Origin of the sequence: Serratia sp. CY84636 (genome assembly GCF_052166245.1) — a bacterium.
In the GTDB taxonomy this organism is placed as follows: Bacteria; Pseudomonadota; Gammaproteobacteria; order Enterobacterales; family Enterobacteriaceae; genus Serratia; species Serratia nevei.
The window spans coordinates 1-22,849 of the sequence record NZ_JBJNOX010000004.1; the positions used below are offsets into that span (position 1 = coordinate 1).

A 22,849-nucleotide genomic window follows, 5' to 3' on the forward strand; every position below is an offset into this window, starting at 1 on the left:
GGTGTGTAAGTGCAGCGATGCATTGAGCTAACCAGTACTAATGATCCGTGAGGCTTAACCTTACAACACCGAAGGTGTTTTTAGAGAGATTTTCAGCGAAGTTCCGAGATTGGTTCTGATGGCTTTACGAGAGTGAAGCGGTTGGAATGAAACAGAATTTGCCTGGCGGCAATAGCGCGGTGGTCCCACCTGACCCCATGCCGAACTCAGAAGTGAAACGCCGTAGCGCCGATGGTAGTGTGGGGTCTCCCCATGCGAGAGTAGGACACTGCCAGGCATCAAATAAAACAACAAGCCTCATGCGAAAGCATGGGGCTTTTTGTTTTGTCTGTTATCTGGCGTTCTGCACGAGCATGGGCATGCGAAAGGCCCGTCGGGAACGGGCCTTAACGCCGCGTGCGGCGGCCCCGGAGGGGAGAGTCTCAGGATGAGACGAATTGTGTAGGACAAATCCGCCGGGAGCGGATTTGAACGTTGCGAAGCAACGGCCCGAAGGGGGGCGGGCAGGACGCCCGCCATAAACTGCCAGGCATCAAACCCAGCCGAAAGCCCTGAACTGACGTTCAGGGCTTTTTGCTATGCGTAAAACGCAAAAAAGCGCAGCTAGGCTGCGCTGCTTTCCCCAGCTTCTCTCCGATAAACAGCCAGAGAAAAGGCCCCGAAGGGCCTTTGATTAGGGTGTGTTTGCTTTTTTCACTTATTATTCGGTTAATGCGAGCTGCCCTGAGAGATGCCCAGCCCGGTTTGCGAACGGACAAACTGAGCCCGGAAGCGTTCCCGCTCCTGCTGCCCGGCCAGCGAGCCGTCGGTGATCGAGAACAGCCAGGTACCGACAAAGGCCACGATCATCGAGAACAGCGCCGGGTATTCATACGGGTAAATCGGCTTTTCATGGCCGAGGATCTGCACCCAGATCGTCGGGCCGAGGATCATCAGAATCACCGCCGTCAGCAGGCCCAGCCAGCCGCCAATCATCGCGCCGCGAGTGGTCAAACGCGACCAGTACATCGACAGGATGATGATAGGGAAGTTACAGCTGGCGGCGATCGAGAACGCCAACCCGACCATAAAGGCAATGTTCTGCTTCTCGAACAAAATCCCCAGCGCGATAGCGACCAGGCCGAGCACCACGACGGTGATTTTGGAGACCTTCAGCTCATCGCGTTCGGTCGCCTTGCCGTTTTTCATCACGCTGGCGTACAGATCGTGGGAAACGGCCGATGCGCCGGCCAGCGTCAGGCCTGCTACGACCGCCAGAATGGTGGCGAAGGCCACCGCCGAGATAAAGCCGAGGAAGAAGTTGCCGCCAACGGCATTGGCCAGGTGCACCGCCGCCATGTTGGTGCCGCCCAGCAGCGCGCCGGTGGCGTCTTTGAACGCCGGATTGGCGCTGACCAGCAAGATGGCGCCGAAGCCGATGATAAAGGTCAGGATATAGAAGTAACCGATAAAACCGGTGGCGTAGAACACGCTTTTGCGCGCTTCTTTGGCGTCACTCACGGTAAAGAAGCGCATCAGGATATGCGGCAAACCGGCGGTGCCGAACATCAGCGCCAGGCCGAGCGACAGCGCGGAAATCGGATCGGAGACCAGGCCGCCGGGGCTCATGATGGCGATGCCTTTCGGATGCACCTTCACCGCTTCGGCGAACAGGGTATTGAAGTCGAAGTTGACCGACTTCATCACCATCAGCGCCATAAAGCTGGCGCCGGCCAGCAGCAGCACCGCCTTGATGATTTGCACCCAGGTGGTAGCCAACATGCCGCCGAACAGCACGTACAGCACCATCAGGATACCGACCAGGATCACCGCCACGTGGTAGTTGAGCCCGAACAGCAGCTGGATCAGCTTGCCGGCACCGACCATCTGCGCGATCAGATACAGCGCGACTACCACCAATGAGCCGCAGGCCGACAGGGTGCGGATCGGTTTCTGCTGCAGACGGTAAGAGGCGACATCGGCAAAGGTATAGCGGCCGAGGTTGCGCAGGCGCTCCGCGATCAGGAACAGAATGATCGGCCAGCCGATGAGGAAGCCGATGGAATAGATCAGGCCATCATAACCCGAGGTGTAAACCAGGGCGGAGATGCCGAGGAACGAGGCGGCGGACATGAAGTCGCCGGCGATCGCCAGGCCGTTTTGCAGGCCGGTGATGCGCCCACCCGCGGTGTAGTAGTCCTGGCGGGAACGGGTGCGTTTGGACGCCCAGTAGGTGATGTACAGGGTGGCGCCGACAAACAGGATAAACATCACGATCGCCTGGATGTTCAGCGGTTGACGATGCACTTCGCCGCCGATGGCGTCGGCATGAGCCAGACCGGGCAGCAACAGCAACGCGGCGGCGGAAAGGGCGGAGCATAAACGCTTCATTGTTTCACCTCACGCAGGATTTCTGCGGTGAGGCGATCGAACTCGCCGTTGGCGCGAAACACGTAGATCCCGGTCAAGACGAAAGAGATCACGATCAGCCCGACGCCGACCGGGATCCCGCGGGTGATGGTCGATCCGGCGGCGATCGGCGTGCCGAGCCATTGCGGATCGAAGGCGATCAACAGAATAAAGCCGACGTACAGCGCCAGCGTAATCAGCGAAAGCAGCCAGGCGAACCGGCCGCGTTTTCTCACCAGCTCTTTAAAGCGCGGGTTTTCTTCAATCCCTTGATAAATGGTGTCATTCATCAGAGTGTCTCCAGTAGGTATTGATAGAGTACGCCGCGCCAGGGCCGCTCAACGGCGCGTTATCCGAATGAGCGGCCTGAAGCGGCGTAAATTATGACGGCACTTTCATTGATTGTTTTTCTTCCAACAGCTTGTCGACTACGGCCGGATCCGCCAGCGTGGAGGTATCCCCCAGGTTGCTGGTGTCGCCGGCGGCAATTTTGCGCAGGATACGCCGCATGATCTTGCCGGAGCGCGTTTTGGGCAGCGAATCTGTCCAGTGCAGCACGTCCGGCGTGGCGATCGGCCCTATCTCTTTACGCACCCAGTTGCGCACTTCGGTATAGAGCTCCGGCGTCGGTTCTTCGCCGTGATTCAGCGTGATGTAGGCGTAGATCGCCTGGCCTTTGATGTTGTGAGGAATGCCGACCACCGCCGCTTCGGCGATTTTCGGGTGCGATACCAGCGCAGACTCGATCTCGGCGGTGCCCAGACGGTGGCCGGAGACGTTCAGCACGTCGTCGACGCGGCCGGTGATCCAGTAGTAACCGTCCTCGTCGCGGCGGGCGCCGTCACCGCTGAAGTACATGCCTTTGAAGGTCGAGAAGTAGGTTTGCTCGAAGCGGTCATGATCGCCAAACAGGGTACGCGCCTGGCCCGGCCAGGAGTCGACGATCACCAGGTTGCCCTCGCAGGCGCCTTCCTGCGGTGTGCCGACGTTATCGACCAGCGCCGGCTGTACGCCGAAGAAAGGCCGCGTGGCGGAACCGGCCTTCAGCTCGGTGGCGCCCGGCAGCGGGGTAATCATGAAGCCGCCGGTTTCGGTTTGCCACCAGGTATCGACGATCGGGCACTTTGCGTTGCCTATCTTGTTGTAATACCACTCCCAGGCTTCCGGGTTGATCGGCTCGCCGACCGAGCCCATGATGCGCAGCGAATCGCGTCGGGTGCCCTCGATCGCCTTGTCGCCTTCGGCCATCAGGGCGCGAATGGCGGTCGGCGCGGTATACAGAATGTTGACCTGGTGCTTGTCGATCACCTGTGACAGGCGATTGACGCCCGGATAGTTAGGCACGCCTTCGAACATCAGCGTGGTGGCGCCGCAGGCCAGCGGGCCGTACAACAGATAGCTGTGGCCGGTGACCCAGCCCACGTCGGCGGTGCACCAATAAATGTCGCCGTCGTGGTAGTCGAACACATACTTAAAGGTCATCGCAGCGTACACCAGGTAGCCGCCGGTGGTGTGCAGCACGCCTTTCGGCTTGCCGGTCGAGCCGGAGGTATACAGGATAAACAGCGGGTCCTCGGCGTTCACTTCTTCCGGCGGGCAGTCGGCGGAGACGCCCTGGGTCAGTTCATGCCACCACAGATCGCGCTCTTCCTGCCAGTAACCCGGTTTGCCGGTGCGTTGGAATACCACCACGTTGGCCACGCTGACCACGCCGGGATTTTTCAGCGCATCGTCGACGTTCTTTTTCAGCGGCACGGCGCGGCCGGCGCGCAGGCCTTCATCGGCGGTAATGACCAGTTTGGCGTTGGAGTCGATAATGCGTCCGGCGACCGCTTCCGGCGAGAAGCCGCCGAAGATCACCGAATGTACGGCGCCGATGCGCGCACAGGCCAGCATCGCGACCGCCGCTTCCGGCACCATCGGCATATAGATAGCCACCACGTCGCCTTTTTTCACGCCGAGCTTTTTCAGCACGTTGGCGAACTGGCAGACGTCATGGTGCAGCTGTTTGTAAGTCACGTTCTTGGATTGGGTTGGGTCATCGCCTTCCCAGATAATGGCGGTCTGGTCGCCGCGCTCAGCCAGATGGCGGTCCAGACAGTTGGCAGACAGGTTCAGCGTACCGTCTTCAAACCAACGAATGCTGACGTGGCCGGGATCGAACGACGTGTTTTTAACTTTGGTATAGGGTTTGATCCAGTCCAGGATTTTGCCATGCTCACCCCAGAAAGCCTCTGGGTCTTGAACCGACTGTTGATAATACTGTTGGTATTGTGCCGGATTAATCAGGGCGCGCTCTGCAATTGCAGAAGGAATAGCGTGTTTATGCAGTTGGCTCATAGCTTTTCTCCTTGAAGTTGTTAATGATATGTCAACTGAAGGTTAAGTATAGTTTGCTACGATTCTTTGTTTCTTTTTTGCGCGGCAGATCACGCAACAAAGATATTGATTTGTAATAGTTCTGTCGCATTTGCAGGACGTATCTATCTCTTTGGCGTTTAATTCATCATAAACCCGCGTTTTTAGCCAAAAACACTTATCTAAAGAACAAAAAAGAATAAAAAAAGACGAGACTGTTTGCCTCGTGATTAATCGCGTGGGAAAGGCCTGCGTTATTTCACGCTATAAATCTTTTTGGATTATTTTTCGCTATTAATATTCGAAGTTGATATTAACGCGATATAACGATGGACGGCACGCCGTGAAATAACGTTTTATTAACCTTTAATTCCTGATGAAAGGTCGGGTGATATCCTAGGGGATTCACTCTGCGCCATCGCTCGATTTTTAAGCTAAATATAAAGCGGTGCTGCATTTATGGTCGAAAATGTCACTCGGTCAATTCTCATTTATTTGACTTTTACGTAACAAAATATAAACATTTGATGCGGATTAAATATGCAGAATGGGCGAAAAATAACGCATTTTAATGGCGTTCAAAAAAACGTCGTCGGCGCGGTTATGTGCTTCATTGCATGAGAAATTATGTTTTTAATAACAAGCAATTATGCCATTTGAAATAGTAACGCGAAATTTTTGTTATTCGATTCAGCGCTCAACCCTGACAAATCAAGGCTTGCAGAGCATGCCGCCCGGATGATACAGATTTATACTGCGTCGCACCCAGGGCAGGTGAACGCTTCCACTGAATTAACATAAGCCTGTAATAAATGATTAAGTATTCTTTTCTCCGTGTTGCGACTTTGTACGGCGAAAAGAGTCTTTGAGGACTTTTTGGGTATGAAAAGTGTAAAAATTAGCCTGGCTTGGCAAATCCTGATCGCGTTGGTGCTGGGTATTATTGTTGGCGCGGTATTGCACAACCAGACAGAATCTCGTGAGTGGCTGGTCAGCAATATTCTCAGCCCGGCGGGTGATATCTTTATTCGCCTGATCAAGATGATTGTGGTACCGATCGTTATTTCCACGCTGATCGTCGGTATTGCCGGCGTGGGCGATGCGAAAAAGCTGGGCCGCATCGGATTGAAAACCATTATTTACTTCGAAGTGATCACCACCGTTGCCATCGTGGTGGGGTTGACGCTGGCCAACGTATTCCAACCCGGCCACGGCATCGATATGTCGACGCTGACCACGGTGGACATTTCGCAGTATGAGAAAACCACCGAACAGGTGCAAAGCGGTTCGCACAGTCTGGTGGCGACCATTCTGTCGCTGATCCCGTCGAACGTCTTCTCGTCGATGGCCAAGGGCGACATGCTGCCGATTATCTTCTTCTCGGTGCTGTTCGGTCTGGGGCTGTCGTCGTTGCCGAAAGAGACCAAAGAGCCGCTGCTGAAGGTGTTCAAGGCGGTGTCCGAGAGCATGTTCAAAGTCACCCACATGATCATGCGCTATGCGCCGATCGGGGTGTTTGGCCTGATTGCGGTCACGGTAGCCAACTTCGGTTTCGCCTCGCTGCTGCCGCTGGCCAAGCTGGTGGTGCTGGTGTACTTCGCCATCGCGTTCTTCGCCCTGGTGGTGCTGGGGGCTGTCGCCCGGCTGTGCAACCTGCGCATCTGGACGTTGATCCGCATCCTGAAAGACGAACTGATCCTGGCTTATTCCACCGCCAGCTCGGAAACGGTGCTGCCGCGCATCATCGAAAAGATGGAGGCCTACGGCGCGCCCAAGTCGATCACCAGCTTCGTGGTGCCGACCGGCTACTCCTTTAACCTGGATGGCTCGACGCTGTACCAGAGCATTGCCGCTATCTTTATCGCCCAGCTGTACGGCATCGAGCTGTCGTTGGGGCAGGAGATCGTGCTGGTGCTGACGCTGATGGTCACCTCGAAAGGGATCGCCGGCGTGCCGGGCGTCTCGTTCGTGGTGCTGCTGGCCACGCTGGGCAGCGTCGGCATTCCGTTGGAAGGCCTGGCGTTCATCGCCGGCGTGGACCGTATCCTGGATATGGCGCGCACCGCGCTGAACGTCGTGGGTAACGCGCTGGCGGTGCTGGTGATCGCCAAGTGGGAGCACCAGTTCGATCGCAAGAAGGCGCTGGCCTACGAAACGGAGTTTCTGGCGCAGAAGGTGAAGCCGGCCAATCAGGCCTAATCACCGAGCGTCGCCGACGTTAAAAACGCCCCGGGCAGCTGTGCCGGGGCGTTTTGTTTTTAGCCGTCTTCTCTCCGCCACTTTCTTCTCTCCGTCCCCACTGCGCGACTTGCATCCCCGCTTAACAGAATCTAAAGTGTTACCAAATTAATAGAAATGATAATAGATGTTATTATCATTTTCATTTGATGATGTATGGAGACACGCAAAAGCCGCTGAACGGCGGGGTTACGCCCGTTCGGCGTCTTTATTCGGGCTTATCAAAGGTAGGTAACATGTCGGACACCGCTTTGGCCTCTGAATGGTTGCCGCTGGCGCCAGCGCAGCTTGATTTCTGGGAAGAACACACCTTGCACCCCGGGCAGACCCTGTCCACCGTTGCACACTGCACCGAACTGTGCGGCGCGGTAGAGGAAGAGACGCTCTGCCGGGCGATCGCCACCACCCTCGCCGAGACGCAGGCGTTTGCCCTGCGCTTTGGCGAGCGGCATGGCGACTCTCCTCCGCCGTTACGGCACGATCCACAGCGTATACCGCCATTGCAACGCATCGATCTACAAACGCACGGCGATCCCTGGCAGGCGGCGCAAAACCTGATGCGCGAAGATATCGCGCAGCGCCGGGCGCTGCACTGCGAGCCGTTAGCCGCCGCCTGGCTGATCAAGCTGGGGCCGGAGCGCTACCTCTGGTACGTACGTGCGCACCATATTCTGGTTGATGGTTTCGGTATGGCGCTAATTGAACACCGCTGCGCCGCGTTGTATGCACACTATCTGGGTGAAGGCAGCGCGGGCATGCCTCTGGGCGCCTTCGACGCCTTTCAACAGGCTGAGCTGGCCTACGCGGGTTCTGAGCGATGCGAGCGCGATCGGCGCTTTTGGCAGAGCTATCTGCCGCCGTCGCAGGCGCTGCCGACGGTGCGCAAGGGCGGTGAGGCCTATGGCGTGCGGCGTCTGAGCACCCACCACCGGCTGCCGGCGGCGGTATCGCAACGACTGGCGCAGCTGGCGGAGCGCAGCGGCATCAATTGGCCCGACTTGCTGGTGGCGCTGTCGGCGGCCTGGCTATTTCAGGTGATGCCCCGCGACACCCGGCAGGGCGAGGCGTTGCCGATGTGGATGCCGGCGATGAATCGCCGCGGACAGGCCGCCACCAACGTGCCTTCGTTGGCGGTCAACACGCTGCCGCTGCTGGTGTCACCGCCGCAAGCGGAGACGCTGGGGGGCTTTCTCACCACTCTGACGCAGCAGCTGCGCGAGCTGCGCAGCCACGCCGGCTACCGCTTGCGCCAACTGGCCGCCGATCGCGGTGTGGATCCTGACTCGCGCTTCTTTATTTCCCCCTTCATCAACGTGCAACCCTTCGATGCGCCTCGTTTTGTCGGCTGTAGCGGCACCCGCCGCGTATTGGCCGGCGGCTCGGGCGACGGTTTTAACCTGACTTATCGCGGCCGCACCGACGCCCGCGATCTGCAGGTGGATATCGATATTTATCTGGAGCAGTTCCCGACGGAGGATGCGCTGGACTATGGCGAGGCGCTGCAGGAATTCCTGTTGCGCGCGCTGCAGCGGGAAGCCTGGGAGCAGCCGCTGGCGGCCCTGACGGCGTTGCCCGCCTGATAAAATGCGGGCGGGGGATGTCCCCGCCCGAGTGGTGTGGTTTCAGTTGGCCAACAACGCCGCCACTTCGCGCGCGTTCTTGCACGGCAGGAGCGAACTGCTCACCAGCCGGGTGCCGAAAGCGTCATTGAGGCGTTCCGCCACCTGTTTGATATGCGGCAGCTTCAGCCCCATGGCGATAAATGCCGTCTCTTCTCCCCATTCCGGGCGCGGCGCCACGCCGATCGCCTGCCAGTAAATGGTCAGGATCTCTGCGCTGCGCGCCAAAGGCGCGTTCGGCGGTGGGGCCGCACAGGCGTTCAGCGCCGGCGCGGTTTGCTGGTGGCTCAGGTCGGCACGGATGCGATGGCGGTCGGTTTTGCCGTTGGCGGACAGCGGCAGCGCCTCGGCATGGATAAAGCGTGTCGGAATATGGGTACAGGGCAGATAGCCGGTGGCGAAGGCGCGGATCTCGGACAGCGGCAGCGGTTTGCCGTCGCGGGTCAGATACAGGGCACCGAGCGCCGCCTCGTTGTTCTCTCCGCTGGGGTAATCCACCACCACCATGTCCTGGATCGCCGGATGGCGGCGCAGCACGTCTTCGATTTCCGGCAACGAGACGCGCACGCCGCGGATCTTCACATAGCCGTTCACCCGGGTGGCGAACATGATGTTGCCGTCCGCCCGGTAGTAGCCTTGATCGCCGGTGCGAAAAGCGCGCAGCGGTTGCCCATCCGGCCCTTCGAGGGTAACGAAATCGTGCTGCTTCAGCTCCCCCTGCTCCAGGTAGCCCAACGCCAGGTTGATCCCGGCGGTATGGATGCGGCCGACCACGCCGGCCGGGCAGTGGCTGCCGTCGTCATGGCAGATGAAGTAGCGGTTGGCCGGCAGCGGGCGGCCGTAAGGCACGGTGCCGTTCTCCTGCGGGGCGATCGGGTGCCAGATGCTCCAGATGGTGGTTTCGGTCGGTCCGCCGAGCGAGAACAGCGCGAGATCCGGGCGCAGGGTACGCAGGGTTTGTACCGTCGCCGGCTTGATGTAGTCGCCGCCTTGCGCCACCAGGCGCAGCGAACGCAGGCTGTCGGCCGTTTTGCAGGTGAGCAACATCTCCAGAATCGCGGGTACCGAACACCACAGGGTGACCCGATGCTTTTCTACCAGCTGGTTCCAGCTGATGGCGTCCTTTTCCTGATGCGGCGCCGGTAGCACCAGCGTAGCGCCGGCGCACAGCGAACCGAACAGATCGAACATCGACATGTCATGGTGCGGCGGCGTGACGGAAATGAAGACGTCGTCGGCGGTGACCGCCCAGCGCTGCTGGGTCTGGTGGACGACGTTGGCGGTGGCGCGGTTGTTGAGCACCACGCATTTGGGCTTACCGGTGGTACCGGAGGTATACAGGTAGTAGCTCGCGGCCTGGCTGGCGCTGCGTTCAACCAGCGTCTGCTCATCCGGCAGCGCAGGCGCGTGATCCGTCGGCGCCAGCAGGGTCGCCGGCGTCACGCCAATGGGCGTCTCCAGATCGCCGCCGTGCACCACCAGCGTCGGCCGGCAGTTTTCCAGCAGATAGGCGGTGCGTTCCGGCGGCGAGTTGATATCGACAGGCACCCAGATCACGCCCTGCAGGGCGCAGGCGAGGCTGAAGATGATCTGTTCCGGGCTGCGCGGCAGATACAGCGCGACCACGTTGCCCGGCTGCACGCCGCGGCTCTGCAGATTGGCGATCGCCGTGGCGATCCGCTGGCCCAGCTCGCGGTAGGTCAGCGTCTGTTCGCCGCAGATCAGCGCGTTGCCGCCGCCTTGCGCGCCGAACAGCCGCTCGGCCAGCTGTGCCAGATAAGGATAAGGTGCGTAATTCGCTTCGCTGTCGTTGTGGCGATAATGCGCCAGATCGATGAAGTCCCGCGGCGCGATCGCCAGGTCGGCCCGTTGGCAGCTGTGCAGGATGCGTCGCTGCAATGCCGCCAGCATGGCTTCTACCTGTTCACCGTGCAGCGCCTGCTCGGCGTAGTCCACGCACAGCTGCAGGTTTTTTTCGCTGTCCAGCGTCAGGCGAATGTCGATGGCGACCTGCGGCGTTTGGGTCAGGCCGTCGTGGAAGCGCACCGGCGCCTCGGCCGGCAGCGTCTCCCAGCCCAGGCAGTTGGTCAGGATCACCGGCAGCGCCGGGCCGCCCTGGCTTTGGCCGAGCAACTGCCGCGCCAGATCGACGCCGGAAAACGTCAGGTGGTCGAGCGCGCCGAGCACGTCGTCCTGCAAGGCTTGTGCGCGCTGGATAAAATCTTCGCCGTGGCGCGAATAGCGTACCGCTACGAAGCTGGAGGCGTTGCCCAGTGCACCGTCGGCGGCGGGGAATGCCACCGGCACGCCGACGCACAGCTCGCCGTCAGTGGTCCAGTGGGCCAGCGTATCGAGGATCAGCGCCGACAGCAGGCTGTTACGCAGCAGCGCATGTGGCGATCCCAGGCGGCCGAGCTGTTTTATCGTATCGCGCGGCAGCGTCAGGGTGGCGCGGCGATAGCGCGACGAGGTGAGATTGGCGAGCGGGGCGCGCCACGGTAACGCTGACGGGGTGGTGACATCCTGCAGCTTGTCGCGCCAGTAGGCGGCATCGGCCTGGCGCTGCGCCGCAGGTGCAGCAGGGGGCGGCAGCGCAGCGGCGGTCGGCGCCAGAGGGCGATCGTCAAACAGGCGCGCGATCACGGTGGAGATCCCCTGGCCGTCGAGGATCAACGCATCGAAGCTGGTGAAGATCAGCGTATCGTACGGCGATCCCGTCGGATCCTGCTGTTCGGCAAGTTGGAGCACGGCGATGCGCCACAGCGGTTGGCTCGGATCGTGGCGCTGGTGGGAGTAACGCGCGCGCAGCTGTTCGATCTGGCGCTGCGCCGCTTCGCCATCAAGGGAGCGCAGATCGTGGCGATCCAGATGCAGCGTCACCTCCGGGCGTACGTGCTGCGTGCCGCGCTGCACATCGATGCAGGTGCGCAACGCCGGGTAATGCTGTACCAGCTCGGTCAGGCGCGCTTCAAGGCGCGGTACGTCCAGCTGCCGGGCGTGGTATTCGCGAAAGTCGTGCATCGCCACGCCGCCGAGCGGCCATCGATCGCTGCGGCCCAGAAGATAGGCCTGCTGCAGTGCGGTTAAAGCTGTCTCCATGGTACTTCCCTATAGTCGCTAACCGATTAAAACGAGCCGGGCGCTGCGCGCCCGGAAACCGATCTCAGTGCTGCGGCGCCAGCGCGGCGAGCAGCGTTTTCGCATGCCTTCCTGCCTCGGGCGAGCGTTGGCAGATCAATGCCGCCAGCGCTGCAGGGGAGGAATGCGCCGCCAGATCCTGCGCCGTCAGCCCCGCCGTCAGATACTTGTTGAGCACCGTCAGCAGCGCGTTCACCCCGGCATCCGGCAAGGCCAAGCGGCGGATATCGTCGTGGTCGCGTAAGCCGGTCTCGGGGGCCACCCGCGCCAGCAGCCGATGCAGCACCTGGCGCACCGGCGCCTGCTGCGCCAGCGCCTCGGGCGTGCATTGCGCCAGCAGGTGCGACAGCGGGCGATCGAACGCCGCCGTTTGCCGCGCGGCCAGGTGCAGCAGCGCCCGGTAACAGGCCAGCAGGCGTGGCAGCACCTGCTCGGGGAACGCGTCGAGCCGCACGTCCCAGTTGATCAGAATGCCGTCGTCGACGTGGGCGACCTGCGCATCCAGCGCCACCTGCGGCCCCTGAGAGATGACCCAGCCGAGACGGCCGAAGGTGTCGGTGACCCGTTCGGAAAACAGCGTCTTGCCGCGGATGCCGAAACCGGCGGTAAACACCACCGGCGAAGGCTGCAGGCTGCCGTGCAGGCGCGACAGATCGCGCATCACGCTCACGCCGGGGTAATCCGCATGCTCGATCAGCTCCGCCAGCTGGGTCATCAGGCGCCGGCAGAAGGCGCTCAGGTTTTCCGTCGGGTTCAGCTCCACGCCGAGCAGCACCAGGTTAGAGAAATCGCCGATGAGGCGATGCGCGTCCTCCCGTTCGCTCTCGCGGTGGAACAGCGGCACGTTGAGCCGAAAGCGCGTCATGTTCCACCCCTGGCCGACGGCCAGGGCGAACAGTGCGAGAAACAGCGTCGAGAGCGAGGTGTGGTGCCGTTTGGCGACGTTCTCCAGCGCGCGGCTTTCCTCTGCGTCCAGCTGTATGGCCAGGCGATCGCTGCGGCAGCGGTCCGGCGTGCGCAGCAGGCGCGGCGCCGGTGGCACCTGCGCCAGGCGCTCACGCCACCAACGCTGGCCGCGTTCGCGCCGCTGGCGCAGCGCGCTGTCGGCGTCGCGTTGTTCGAGGTGATCGAAGTAGGCCGGCGGCGCGTCATGGGAGGGCGCCGGTGGGCACTGGTGATAAAACGCCGTCAGATCTTCCATCAACAGGCGAAAGCTCATGGCATCGCCGGCGATCATATCGAGATCGACATGCAGGCGGCTGCGCCCTTCCGGCAACAGGCTCAGGCTGATATCGCAGGGCACGCCCTGTTCCAGCGGCAGCAGCTGGGTACTTTTTGCCTGGCGTTTGGCGGCGAGCGCGGCTGCCAGCGTCGCTGTATCGGCGTGCCGCCAGTCGTCGAGATGCAAGGTGTGCCGGGGGCCGGGAGGCGCGATCGTCTGCCGGCCATCATCGGTAATGCGCAGGCGTAACAGCGGATGACGCAGGTACAGCGCATCGACGGCCTGGCGCAGTCGGGCGAGATCCAGCTCGCCGCCGTCGAATTCCGCATACAGGTGGGCGGCCATGCCGCCGAGGGGAGGAGCGGACTGTCGGCCTACCCAATAGGCGGCCTGCATCGTGGTCAAAGCTTTCATCGGGTATCCATTTTGATTCAGCCAACGAGACTGCAAGAATATATCCAAATGTTAATAGGAATGAAAATTATTATTATTTAATCCATTTGACGCGATGGTGCTAGCTATAAGGGGTTTTAGCGAGGGCGGACGGGCGTATCGTTGGGTGTGAATAATTTATCTATATTATTCTTAGCATTGTAATGATTGCTTGTTATTGCAGCGCCTGTTTTACCTGCGAAAGTATAAGGTTTTCTGTCTGTTATCGCGGCTTTCCTCACACCTTTGTTGATAATGATTTGCATTAGAAAATGCAAAATATTATCATTCTTAACATTATTTTACGTTTTTATACAAGCCGCCGGCCGCTCCGCCGGCGGCTTGGCCGTGGACGGGGCCGCGCCCGTTCGGCCGCGCAAGGCATGGGTTTGCCGCAGGGATAAGCAACAGAAAGGTCGGGAAGGCCGGAGCGTCATGGTCTGTGTGAGTGTCGATGTAGGTTGTGTAAAAAAAATCAAATTTTGTGCACCTCTGGGATGAAAGGAGAAGACATCTATGGGCAAGCATTTTGCGGCTCAACGGCATGAAAGCGTAGGAAACGGGGAAAAAGCGGGGTTGAAAGCCATTGGGGCGTTTTCCTCCGTATTTTTAGGGGTATGTTCACTGGCGATCGGTAACGTCAACGCGGCGGAAACCAAGAGCAACGAAACCTACCAGGACGCGGAAACGCTGCTGGTCACCGGTGAGAAGATCAAACGTTCCATTTTCGACACCGGTTCCAGCGTGCAGGTGTTCGACAGCAACCGCATCGCCTCGATGCCCGACGCCGTGCAGATCCCCGATCTGCTGCGCATGACCCCCAACGTGGTGGATCTGGGCATCGGTAACGAATTGCCGACCGTGCGCGGTATCGACGGTTCCGGCCCGAACGTCGGCGCCAACGCCTTCCTCAGCGGCACCCGCCCGCGCCTCAATCTGTCGTTGGACGGCCGTTCGCTGACCTATAACGAACAGGCGTTCGGCCCGCAGTCGCTGTGGGATCTGGATCGCGTCGAAGTGTTCCTCGGCCCGCAAAGCTACATTCAGGGGCGTAACGCCATCGCCGGCGCCATCGTTATGGCCAGTAAAGATCCGACCTTCGAATGGGAAAGCGCCTTCAAGGGCGGGGCCGGCAACCAGCACTCTTCACAGCTGGCCGCCATGGCATCTGGCCCGCTGGTGGAAGATCAGCTGGCGTTCCGCGTCAGCGTCGATCGCCAGCGCCGCCGCAGCGAAGCCGATCTGCCGGCCTATGCGCCAGTGGGCGACCCGCGCGAAGTGGAAGCCACCACTGCCCGCGCCAAGCTGTTGTTCAACCCGGCCGGCCTGCGCGATCTGACCACCAAGCTGACCTTTAACCACTTCGGCAGCACCGCGCCACAGAACGAAAGCCTCAACCCGCAGCCGCACCCGACCAATCCGCGTCACGATCCGCGCCGCGCCGTGTTCAAAAGCAACATGAACAGCACCATCTGGGATCTGGCCTGGGAGGCCTCCGATGCGCTGACGTTTGAAAACCGCGTTATCTATACCGATTTCAATATCAACCGTCCGACCGCTTACAACATCCAATACGCCGAGATCGACGGCCAGGAAGTTCACGTAGAACCGGTGGTGCGCTTCGGCGGCGTGGACAGCCGCCTGCACGGGCTGGCGGGGCTGCGTTATTTCCACGGCACGCAGGATGAATTCGTCAACATCTTCGGCGGATCGACCTTCAAAGATAAAACCGATACCCATTCGGCGTTCGCCGAGCTGACCTATGCGCTGACGCCGCAGGTGGACGTGACCGCCGCCAGCCGTCTGGAACGCGAGCACCGTCGCCGCGACGGCGGCAGCCAGGCGGTGCGCATCGACTTCGACGAAACCTACACGGTGTTCTTGCCGAAGCTGGACGTGGCCTGGAAACCGACGGATACCCAAACCTACGGCGCCAAGATCGCCCGCGGCTATAACGCCGGCGGCGGTGGCATCACGATCGGTACGCCGGTGGTCAGCTATACCTACGGTTCCGAGTATGTGTGGAACTACGAGCTGTACACCCGCCATCATCTGAAAGATGCCAACGTGGTGCTGACGGGTAACATCTTCTACAACGATTACAAGGATATGCAGCTGCCTTATTCGTTGGGTGAGAACTCCAGCGTGATCCGTAACGCCGACAAGGTGGAAACCTACGGCGCGGAAATCGGCGCCACCTGGCAGCCGCGTTGGGACTTCGAGCTGTTCGGCAACCTCGGCCTGCTGAAAACCGACATCAAGAAGTTCTCGGGCAGCGGCGTGGAAGGGCATGAGCTGGCGCGCGCACCGGCTTACACCGCCAACATGGGTGCTAAATATCAGTTCCTGAAAGGGTGGGAGCTGAGTAGCAACGTGGCGTTTACCGACTCCTACTATTCGCAATACGACAACGACTCGCGCGGGCGCATCGGCTCCTATTGGACGGCCAACGCCCAGCTGGCTTACACCTTCGACTACGGCCGCGCCACGCTGTATGCGAAAAACCTGTTTGATTCAGACCGCCGCGAGATGGTCAGAAGCAACGACATCTACACGGCGACTCTTCAGCGAGGCCGCTTGGTCGGTGCAGCAGTTGAGCTGAATTTCTAACGCTATCGCGATGACGGGGGACGAATGTCCCCCCTTTTTATGCGCTATCCCGGCACGGCCGGGCAAAGGAGATAACGCAGTGATCGGTGATTTTGACAGCATTCTGAGCGATGAAGAGGCCCAGCGGCTGGAGAGCGCGTTTCAGGCGCTGGGCGCGGCGTCGGCGGACGGCGAACGGCCGGTAAGCGAAGCCGAAGAGCGGGCGTGGTTCGCCCATCTGCAGCAGGGTGACGCACGCGGGCAGCGGGCGCTGGCCTGGCGCCTGACGGGGGACGTGGATATCGCCCGGGTGACGGCGGCGCTGCAGGCGCTGGTGCGGGAAACGCCGGGCGTGGATGTGCGCTACGTTTTTGATGACGAAAACGGTCTGGTGAAACGCCCAGCCGGTTCGGCGCCGTTGCCGGTGAGCCTTCGTCAGGTCGCGGACGAACAACATGCCATGGGTTGCCTGCTGCAGGCGCAGGCGGTGCCGTTTGAACTGGAAAGCGAAGCGCCGCTGCGCTGCCTGCTGTTGCTCACGCCGGGCGATGACGTGATTTTGGGCGTGGTCTTGCATGACATCCTGGCGGAAACGTTGCCGTGGCGCCACCTACCGGCGATGCTGTCCGCCCGTTACAACGGGGATGTGATGCCTCTGCCTTTCGCGGTGGCGCCGGTCGAGCTGGCGGAAACCCCGGAGCCGCAGCTGCCGTGGGTGCGCCAGGCGGTCTCGCTGCAGGATTACCGCAGCCCGGCGCAGCGCGCTGAAGCGTTGCCGCCGGTGGGCGCGCGCGTGGTCACGCGCATTGATCGCTCGCTGTTGCCCGCCAACGACACGCCGCGGGCCTTGCTGGCGGCGGTGGCAGCACGGTTTGCCGAGTTCGTCGCCGCGCAGGCCGGCGGCCAAGCGGTGCAGCTATGCGTGCCGGCCGCAGAAACGGCGGAGTTCGTCGGCCTGGAGCTTGGCCTGACGGTGGCGCCGCTGATGCGCCTGACCGTGCAGCATGGCGAGAGCGACGTCGGGCAGCGGCTGCTGGCGCAGGCCGTGGCTGAACAGCCGGACCCGCAACGGGCGCAGCTGCTGGTGGCCTGGCGCGACGATCTGGCCGCAGAGTGGCGGCTGGAAGGCGTTCACGCCGAACGCCTGTTGCTGCCGCCGCTGCATACGCCGTTTGAACTGGCGCTGCTGCTGGGCTTGCCCGAGGCGGAAGCGCTGACGCTGGAGCTGGTCACCGACCCGCGCCTGTCTCCGCACGTGGCGCCTTTCCTGCTGGAGCAGTTCAGCGCGTTCCTGGCCGGGCAGCGGATTGCCGTCGCCTTGCCGGCGGCTGAGGCCGCTTCCCCGGCGATGACCGCGCCGGCGGCGAACGGCGACGCGGACGAAAGCGTTGCACCGCTGATTTTGCAGGAGTTCCGTGAGGCGCTGGTGGCGCCGGAAATGACCCTGGATGAAGACTTCTTCGATCGCGGCGGCCATTCGCTGGTCGCCACCCGGGTGATCGGCCGTTTGCTGAGCCTGCATCAGATCGAAATCAACATTAACGATCTGTTCAGCCATCCGACGGCGCGCGGGTTGGCGGGCTACGCCAAACGCCTGAACGTCATGCAGCCGAATGCCGCGGTGGCCACCGCCGACGACCATGATCGCGCGCAGGCGCCGCTGTCGCTGGCGCAGGAGTCGCTGTGGAAGGTGTATGAAGCCTTCGGCCATGACGAGATTTTCAACCTGCCGTTCTCTCTGCGCTTCTTCGATGCGGTGGATGAAACGGCGCTGCGTCAGGCGTTTATCGACGTCATGACTCGCCATACCGTGCTGCGTTCACGCTTCGTCGAGCAGCAGGGCGAAGTGGTGCAGGTGGTGGTGCCGGCTGCCGAACTCTCGGACTACTCGTGGTTCCGCTTCTCCCACGAGACGCCGGCGGGCAACGCCGCCGCCCTGTTGGCCGATGCCGGCCAGCACCGGTTCGATCTGGCCGCCGAGCTGCCGCTGCGCGTCACGCTGCTGCGCGATGCGGACAACGGCCAACAGCTGCTGTCGCTGTTGTTCCACCATGTGGTGCTGGATGAATGGTCGCTCAACCTGATGATGGATGAGCTGGGCGTCGCCTATCGCCATCGCGTCGTCGGCCAGGCGCCGCAGTGGAGCGGGCAACCGCCGCAGTTCCACACTTTCGCCCGGCAGCAGCGGGCCTCCGGGGTGCAGCAGCAACATCTGGACTACTGGCTCGACGCGCTGCGCGGCGCGCCGGTCGGCCAGCCGATCTTCCGGCAAGAGCCGTCCACCCATCCGGCGGTGCCGGCACCGGCGGACGTCAACGGCGGCTGGCTGGAGTTCGAGGTCGATCCTGCCGTGGCGGAAGGCCTGTATCAGCTCGCCCGCCGCAACAATGCTTCGCTGTTCAACGTGGTGTATGCCGGGATTACCTCGGCGCTGCGCCTGCTCGGCGGCCCGGCGGATCTGCTGGTGGGCACCTCGACCTCCGGCCGTAACGACGCCGAGTTCTTCGATACCGTCGGCTACTTCACCACCGTAGTGGTGCACCGCGTGCGCTTCGACGAGGGGCTGACGGTGGCCGGGTTGGTCAGCCAGGTGAAAAACACCATCAATGGCTCGCTGCCGTACACCGATATTCCGATCGATCTGGTGGAGGAAGGGCTGTTCGGCGTGGACGCCGACCGCAAGAACCACATGTTTGAAGTGTTTATCCAGATCCACAGCCGCATCAAGCTGAACGGCGAGTTCCGGCTGCAGGACGGCAGCGCGATCGCCTACCGTCAGGTGGAGCCGGAGAAAGCCGAATCGCTGCTCGGCCTGCAGTTTGAGGTGATGGAAGACGATCTGGCCGGGAAGAAATCCCTGCGGGTGATGATGACCTACCGCCAGGACCACTACAGCCGGGAGCAGGCCAATCTGATCGCCGACGGCGTTCAGCACGTCTTTACCCAGTTTGCGCAGCACATCGCTGGCGATATCGCTCTGGCGGCGCTGCCGCCCGGGCCGCAGGCATGACGTTGTTTCACTCTAACCGAAAGCATGATTTTCAAGGAGATAAAAGGATGTCTGGAACCCTAGCAACCCCGCGCGCGTTACTGTCGCTGCTGGTGGCGGCCTCTCTGGTGGTCGCCGGTGCCGCGCAGGCGGACGATGTCGGCATCAAACCGCAGGACATCAAGCGCCAGGCGCTGTCGTCGACGGTGGTGGAGATGGCCTACAGCACCTCGCAACAGGCGCTGTTCGTCAGCGCGCCGGACTGGAAGGAAGAGGCGCGCTCCCGCGTGCTGCGGCTGGATCCCAACACCCTGGCGATCAAGGCGGAGATCCCGCTGCAGGTGAAAGGCTTCGGCGTGGCGCTGAACGATGCGGGCAATCGCCTGTACCTGACGCAGGCCTTCAACGGTGAAGTCGGGGTGGTGGACACCACCACCAACCACGCGCTGGGCAGCATCAAGCTGCTGGACAAAGCGGTGCTGGAGCAGGCTTACAAGCAGGCGGGCATCAGCGGCAAGCGCCTGGACTTCCTGTTGGCGGAGCTGAAGAAGTTTAAAATCACCGAGGACTACCTGTACCGCCTCCGCGAGCTCAAGTATGACGCGCAGAGCGGCCGTCTGTTCCTGCCGGGCCTGGGCTTCGGCGTCGACAGCGTGCTGTACGTGGTCGATACCAAGGCCGGCAAGCTGGAGAAAGTGATCCCGGGCTTCGGCTACAACGCGGTGGGCATCACGCTGGATGAGAAGGGCCGCCGGGTGTTCGTCTCCAACATGCAGGGGCAGGTGATCACCCTGAACGCCGACACGCTGGCGATCACCGCCACGCACGAAGTGCAGGCCGATCAGCTGCTGAACCTGGTGTATGACCCGGCGAGCAATCGCCTGCTGGGTGTCGATCAGGGTATCGATCGCGACGACTACCGCAACCATCATCTGGGGCACGACTACGTGAAGCGCAGCAGCGGCCACCGGGTGTTTGCGCTGGATGCGGACAGCGGCAAGGTGCTGGCCAGCGAGCTGACGGATGAGGTGCCGATCGGCCTGCTGCTCGACGAGCGCAGCCAGCGGCTGTATGTCGCCAACCGCAAAGGCGTGCGCGTGGATCACGGCGCCGGCACGCTGACGGTGTTCGACGCCAAGACGCTCAAGCGCCTGCAAACCGTAGACCTGCCGCCGCACCCTAACAGCCTGGCGTTGGATCCGAAAGGCGACGCGCTGTTCGTGACGGTGAAAAACGACGGTGCTTCCACCAAGGCCGGCAAGCCGGAAAGCGTGGTGCGCATTCAGCTGCATACCAAGTAACGCAATGGAAAGATAAAAAAAGGGGCGCCGCGGCGCCCCTTTTTCGTTGGGGCATGTCATCAGAAGTGGGTGTTGATGCTCATGTAGTAGGTACGGCCCGGTTCGTTGTAGGTGGCCGCGCCCGCGCCGGCGATGTTGATCGCGCCGGTAATCGGGTCGCCCACGTTCTGCGCGTTACCGGCGCGGAACTGGCGTTTGTCGAACAGGTTGTCGATGCCGGCGGTGACGCTGACGTTTTTGGTCAGGTCATAGGTCGCGCTGGCGCCGACGACGGCATAAGGGCTGACCTCGCGGGTTTCGCCGCCGGTGGCCGGTTTACCCTGGTAGTTGTACTTCTTCGGCTTCTGACGGCCGTACCAGGTCAGGGTGGACTGCATCGACAGATCCTGCGTAGCCTGCCAGCTGAGGGTCGAGTTGACGGTGAACTTCGGGATCACCGACAGGTAATCGCCGGTGGTCTTGTTCTTGTTCTCGATCATGTAGGTGGCGTTGTTGCTCCAGGTGACGGTCTCGCTGACCGGCACGTTCAGCGAGCCTTCCAGCCCCTGCACCACCGCTTTCGGTACGTTCTCCCACTGATAGACCGCCGTACCGGTGCTGCTGGTGGCGATGCGCGAGTTACCCGCTTCAATCTTGTTGTGGTAATCGTTGCGGAAGTAGGTTACGCCGGCCAGCCAGCCTTCGTTATGGAACTCCAGCCCGATCTCTTTGTTGACGCTGGTCTCCGCCTTCAGATCGTCGTTACCCAGCAGGTAGCAGCCGTTTCTGACATCGCTGCCCGCACACCCTTGGCCTTTGCTGTACAGCAGGTAGTTGCCGTTGGTCTGGTACAGGGTCGGTGCCTTGTAAGAACGGGCGATGCCCATTTTCAGCGTGAAGTAGTCGCCCAGTTCCTGCGACAGGTTCAGCGCCGGGCTCCAGTTGTTGCCGGATTCTGAATGCAGATCGTAACGCAGACCCGGCGTCAGCATGGTAGTGTCGGTCAGCTCAATGTTGTCTTCGGCGAACAGCGAGAAGATATGCGCGGAAGCGTAAGGGCTGCGCGTGCCGTTGCCCATGCCGGGAATAGTGCCGCCCATCAGCGTTTGGCTGGTGGAGGTGCCGTCTTTCATCCGCTGTTGGGTCCACTCGGTACCCAGCGTAGCGGTCTGTGAAACGCCGAGCTCAAACGGCACGCTGACTTCGCTGTGCGCCAGGAAGTCGTCCAGCTTGGTGGTGCCGAAACCGGTATTTTTGGTGTCGAAGATGCCTTCGGTGCCGCCGGCCAGGCCTTCGTTCAGGCGGGTATTGCGGGTGCGCTCGAACTGCACGTAGTTGTTGGTGCTCACGCCGTTGTCCCAGGCGCCGCGGTGGGTCAGGCCGAAGGTTTCACGGTAGATGCGGTTGGTCTCTTTGCCGTAGTTGCTCTGCACCAGGGCATTGGTGTTGGTGTTCTGAGTATCGCCGGAATACAGGTTGCCCTGACGGCCATAGGCATACTCGAACTCCAACGACTGCAGATGGGCGAAGTCCCAATGCAGCAAGGCGTCGATGTTTTTATCGACCACCCCTTCGCGCCCGGCGGGCAGGCTGTTGGCGTAGGCGCCTACGCGTTCGGATTTATGCGATTCGTTAATGTCCCAGGCGTCGGCCTGCGTTTTGCTGTAGCCGCCGAACAGGCGGAAGCTCAGGGAATCGCTCAGCGGGCCGGACAGGCTGAAGTCGGTGCGCTTGGTGGCGCCCTCCTGCTTGTGCTGCGGCACGTTGAAGTAGCCGTTCAGCGAGCCGTGCAGCGCATCGCCGGCCTTCTTGGTGATGATGTTGACCACGCCGCCCGCGGCGCCGTTACCGTAGCGCGCGGCGGCAGGGCCGCGCAGCACTTCGATGCGCTCGATCATTTCCGGCGGCACCCAGGCGGTATCGCCGCGCGAGTCGCGCTCGCCGCGCCAGCCCTGACGCACCGAGTTGCGGCTGGAGGCCGGTTTGCCGTCGATCAGAATCAGGGTGTTTTCCGGGCCCATGCCGCGGATATCGATCTGGCGATTGTTGCCGCGCTGGCCGCTGGTGGAGTTGCCGGTCAGGTTAACCCCGGGCATGGTGCGGATCAGTTCGCTGATGTCGCGCGCCGGCGGGCGTTTTTTGATCTCTTCGGCGGTGATGGTGGACACCCCCGGGGCCTGCAGGTTCTGCCGGGCGGCGGTCACGACGATGGTGTCTTCGCCGCGCGGCTTTTTATCCGTGGTGCCGCTGTTTTCTTCCGTGGTGGTGGTGTCGGTCTGCTGCGCGGCGTTGGCGAACGCGGACGCGCCCAATCCCAAGCCGATAAGAGTGGCTAAAGAATAACGTGATAGCTTGCTTTTCATCTGAGTGTCCTACCTTGCTGCCATCCCTCGCCGAACGGGGGGAAGGGCGGTTGTAGTTTTTGTGTAGTCGGAAATAGAAAATCGGCTGCGGCAAGGGATGCCATTGATGTATCCCCGATCCCTGTCCGTTGCGCGCAATACCAGCACGATCTCCAAGCCTTACACACTATTGCAAATGCAAATTATTATCAATAGTATTTGGCGTACAGTGCGTTCGGGCGGTGGCCGGCGAT

Annotated in this window: 11 protein-coding genes and 1 rRNA gene; 6 read left to right on the forward strand and 6 right to left on the reverse strand. The window is 61.4% G+C overall.

Going from position 1 to position 22,849, the window contains the following annotated elements:
• Positions 1-161 precede the first annotated feature (161 nt).
• Positions 162-277, forward strand: a 5S ribosomal RNA gene (gene rrf, locus ACJ8QI_RS14295).
• A gap of 431 nt (positions 278-708) precedes the next feature.
• Here rrf and actP read toward each other — a convergent pair.
• The 3 genes from actP to acs form a co-directional block, all read right to left on the reverse strand.
• On the reverse strand, positions 709-2,370 hold the full coding sequence (gene actP / locus ACJ8QI_RS14300) for a cation/acetate symporter ActP (protein WP_060425186.1): 1,662 nt from the start codon (positions 2,368-2,370) through the stop codon (positions 709-711).
• Positions 2,367-2,678, reverse strand: coding sequence for a DUF485 domain-containing protein (locus ACJ8QI_RS14305; RefSeq protein WP_004930047.1), 312 nt, complete (start codon positions 2,676-2,678; stop codon positions 2,367-2,369). The genes actP and ACJ8QI_RS14305 overlap by 4 nt, the downstream gene beginning before the upstream one ends.
• A 91-nt stretch (positions 2,679-2,769) precedes the next feature.
• Positions 2,770-4,728 (reverse strand): acetate--CoA ligase, encoded by a 1,959-nt coding sequence (gene acs, locus ACJ8QI_RS14310; RefSeq protein WP_100397139.1) that lies wholly within the window; start codon positions 4,726-4,728, stop codon positions 2,770-2,772.
• 900 nt (positions 4,729-5,628) lie between these two features.
• Here acs and gltP point away from each other — a divergent pair.
• Positions 5,629-6,945 carry a glutamate/aspartate:proton symporter GltP gene (gene gltP / locus ACJ8QI_RS14315; protein ID WP_015376334.1) on the forward strand — a complete coding sequence of 439 codons (1,317 nt, stop codon included), beginning with the start codon at positions 5,629-5,631 and terminating at the stop codon, positions 6,943-6,945.
• Positions 6,946-7,220: 275 nt separating this feature from the next.
• Entirely contained in the window at positions 7,221-8,564 is a 1,344-nt protein-coding gene (locus ACJ8QI_RS14320; RefSeq protein WP_060440919.1) for a condensation domain-containing protein, read from the forward strand.
• Between the two features lie 42 nt (positions 8,565-8,606).
• On the opposite strand, the gene ACJ8QI_RS14325 is transcribed toward ACJ8QI_RS14320, so the two are convergent.
• Together ACJ8QI_RS14325 and ACJ8QI_RS14330 are read right to left on the reverse strand one after the other, a co-directional pair.
• Positions 8,607-11,702 carry an amino acid adenylation domain-containing protein gene (locus ACJ8QI_RS14325; RefSeq protein ID WP_442532706.1) on the reverse strand — a complete coding sequence of 1,032 codons (3,096 nt, stop codon included), beginning with the start codon at positions 11,700-11,702 and terminating at the stop codon, positions 8,607-8,609.
• A 64-nt stretch (positions 11,703-11,766) separates the two neighbouring features.
• Positions 11,767-13,377 (reverse strand): condensation domain-containing protein, encoded by a 1,611-nt coding sequence (locus ACJ8QI_RS14330; protein ID WP_442532707.1) that lies wholly within the window; start codon positions 13,375-13,377, stop codon positions 11,767-11,769.
• 534 nt (positions 13,378-13,911) lie between these two features.
• On the opposite strand from ACJ8QI_RS14330, the gene ACJ8QI_RS14335 reads away from it, so the two are divergent.
• From ACJ8QI_RS14335 to ACJ8QI_RS14345, 3 genes are all read left to right on the forward strand, one after another.
• Positions 13,912-16,005, forward strand: coding sequence for a TonB-dependent receptor domain-containing protein (locus ACJ8QI_RS14335; protein ID WP_197813592.1), 2,094 nt, complete (start codon positions 13,912-13,914; stop codon positions 16,003-16,005).
• Positions 16,006-16,084: 79 nt separating this feature from the next.
• Complete coding sequence (locus ACJ8QI_RS14340; protein ID WP_442532708.1) at positions 16,085-18,994, forward strand: condensation domain-containing protein; 2,910 nt, start codon at positions 16,085-16,087, stop codon at positions 18,992-18,994.
• Between the two features lie 47 nt (positions 18,995-19,041).
• Entirely contained in the window at positions 19,042-20,274 is a 1,233-nt protein-coding gene (locus ACJ8QI_RS14345; RefSeq protein WP_197667621.1) for a YncE family protein, read from the forward strand.
• 59 nt (positions 20,275-20,333) lie between these two features.
• Here ACJ8QI_RS14345 and ACJ8QI_RS14350 read toward each other — a convergent pair whose 3' ends face one another.
• Positions 20,334-22,616, reverse strand: a complete 2,283-nt coding sequence (locus tag ACJ8QI_RS14350; protein WP_060425198.1) for a TonB-dependent siderophore receptor — start codon at positions 22,614-22,616, stop codon at positions 20,334-20,336.
• Positions 22,617-22,849 lie beyond the last annotated feature (233 nt).

Excerpts from the sequence above, each read along its gene's own strand:
- actP (WP_060425186.1), bottom strand. The coding sequence starts at position 2,370 with ATGAAGCGTTTATGCTCCGCCCTTTCCGCCGCCGCGTTGCTGTTGCTG.
- ACJ8QI_RS14305 (WP_004930047.1), bottom strand. The coding sequence starts at position 2,678 with ATGAATGACACCATTTATCAAGGGATTGAAGAAAACCCGCGCTTTAAA.
- acs (WP_100397139.1), bottom strand. The coding sequence starts at position 4,728 with ATGAGCCAACTGCATAAACACGCTATTCCTTCTGCAATTGCAGAGCGC.
- gltP (WP_015376334.1), top strand. The coding sequence starts at position 5,629 with ATGAAAAGTGTAAAAATTAGCCTGGCTTGGCAAATCCTGATCGCGTTG.
- ACJ8QI_RS14320 (WP_060440919.1), top strand. The coding sequence starts at position 7,221 with ATGTCGGACACCGCTTTGGCCTCTGAATGGTTGCCGCTGGCGCCAGCG.
- ACJ8QI_RS14325 (WP_442532706.1), bottom strand. The coding sequence starts at position 11,702 with ATGGAGACAGCTTTAACCGCACTGCAGCAGGCCTATCTTCTGGGCCGC.
- ACJ8QI_RS14330 (WP_442532707.1), bottom strand. The coding sequence starts at position 13,377 with ATGAAAGCTTTGACCACGATGCAGGCCGCCTATTGGGTAGGCCGACAG.
- ACJ8QI_RS14335 (WP_197813592.1), top strand. The coding sequence starts at position 13,912 with ATGGGCAAGCATTTTGCGGCTCAACGGCATGAAAGCGTAGGAAACGGG.
- ACJ8QI_RS14345 (WP_197667621.1), top strand. The coding sequence starts at position 19,042 with ATGTCTGGAACCCTAGCAACCCCGCGCGCGTTACTGTCGCTGCTGGTG.
- ACJ8QI_RS14350 (WP_060425198.1), bottom strand. The coding sequence starts at position 22,616 with ATGAAAAGCAAGCTATCACGTTATTCTTTAGCCACTCTTATCGGCTTG.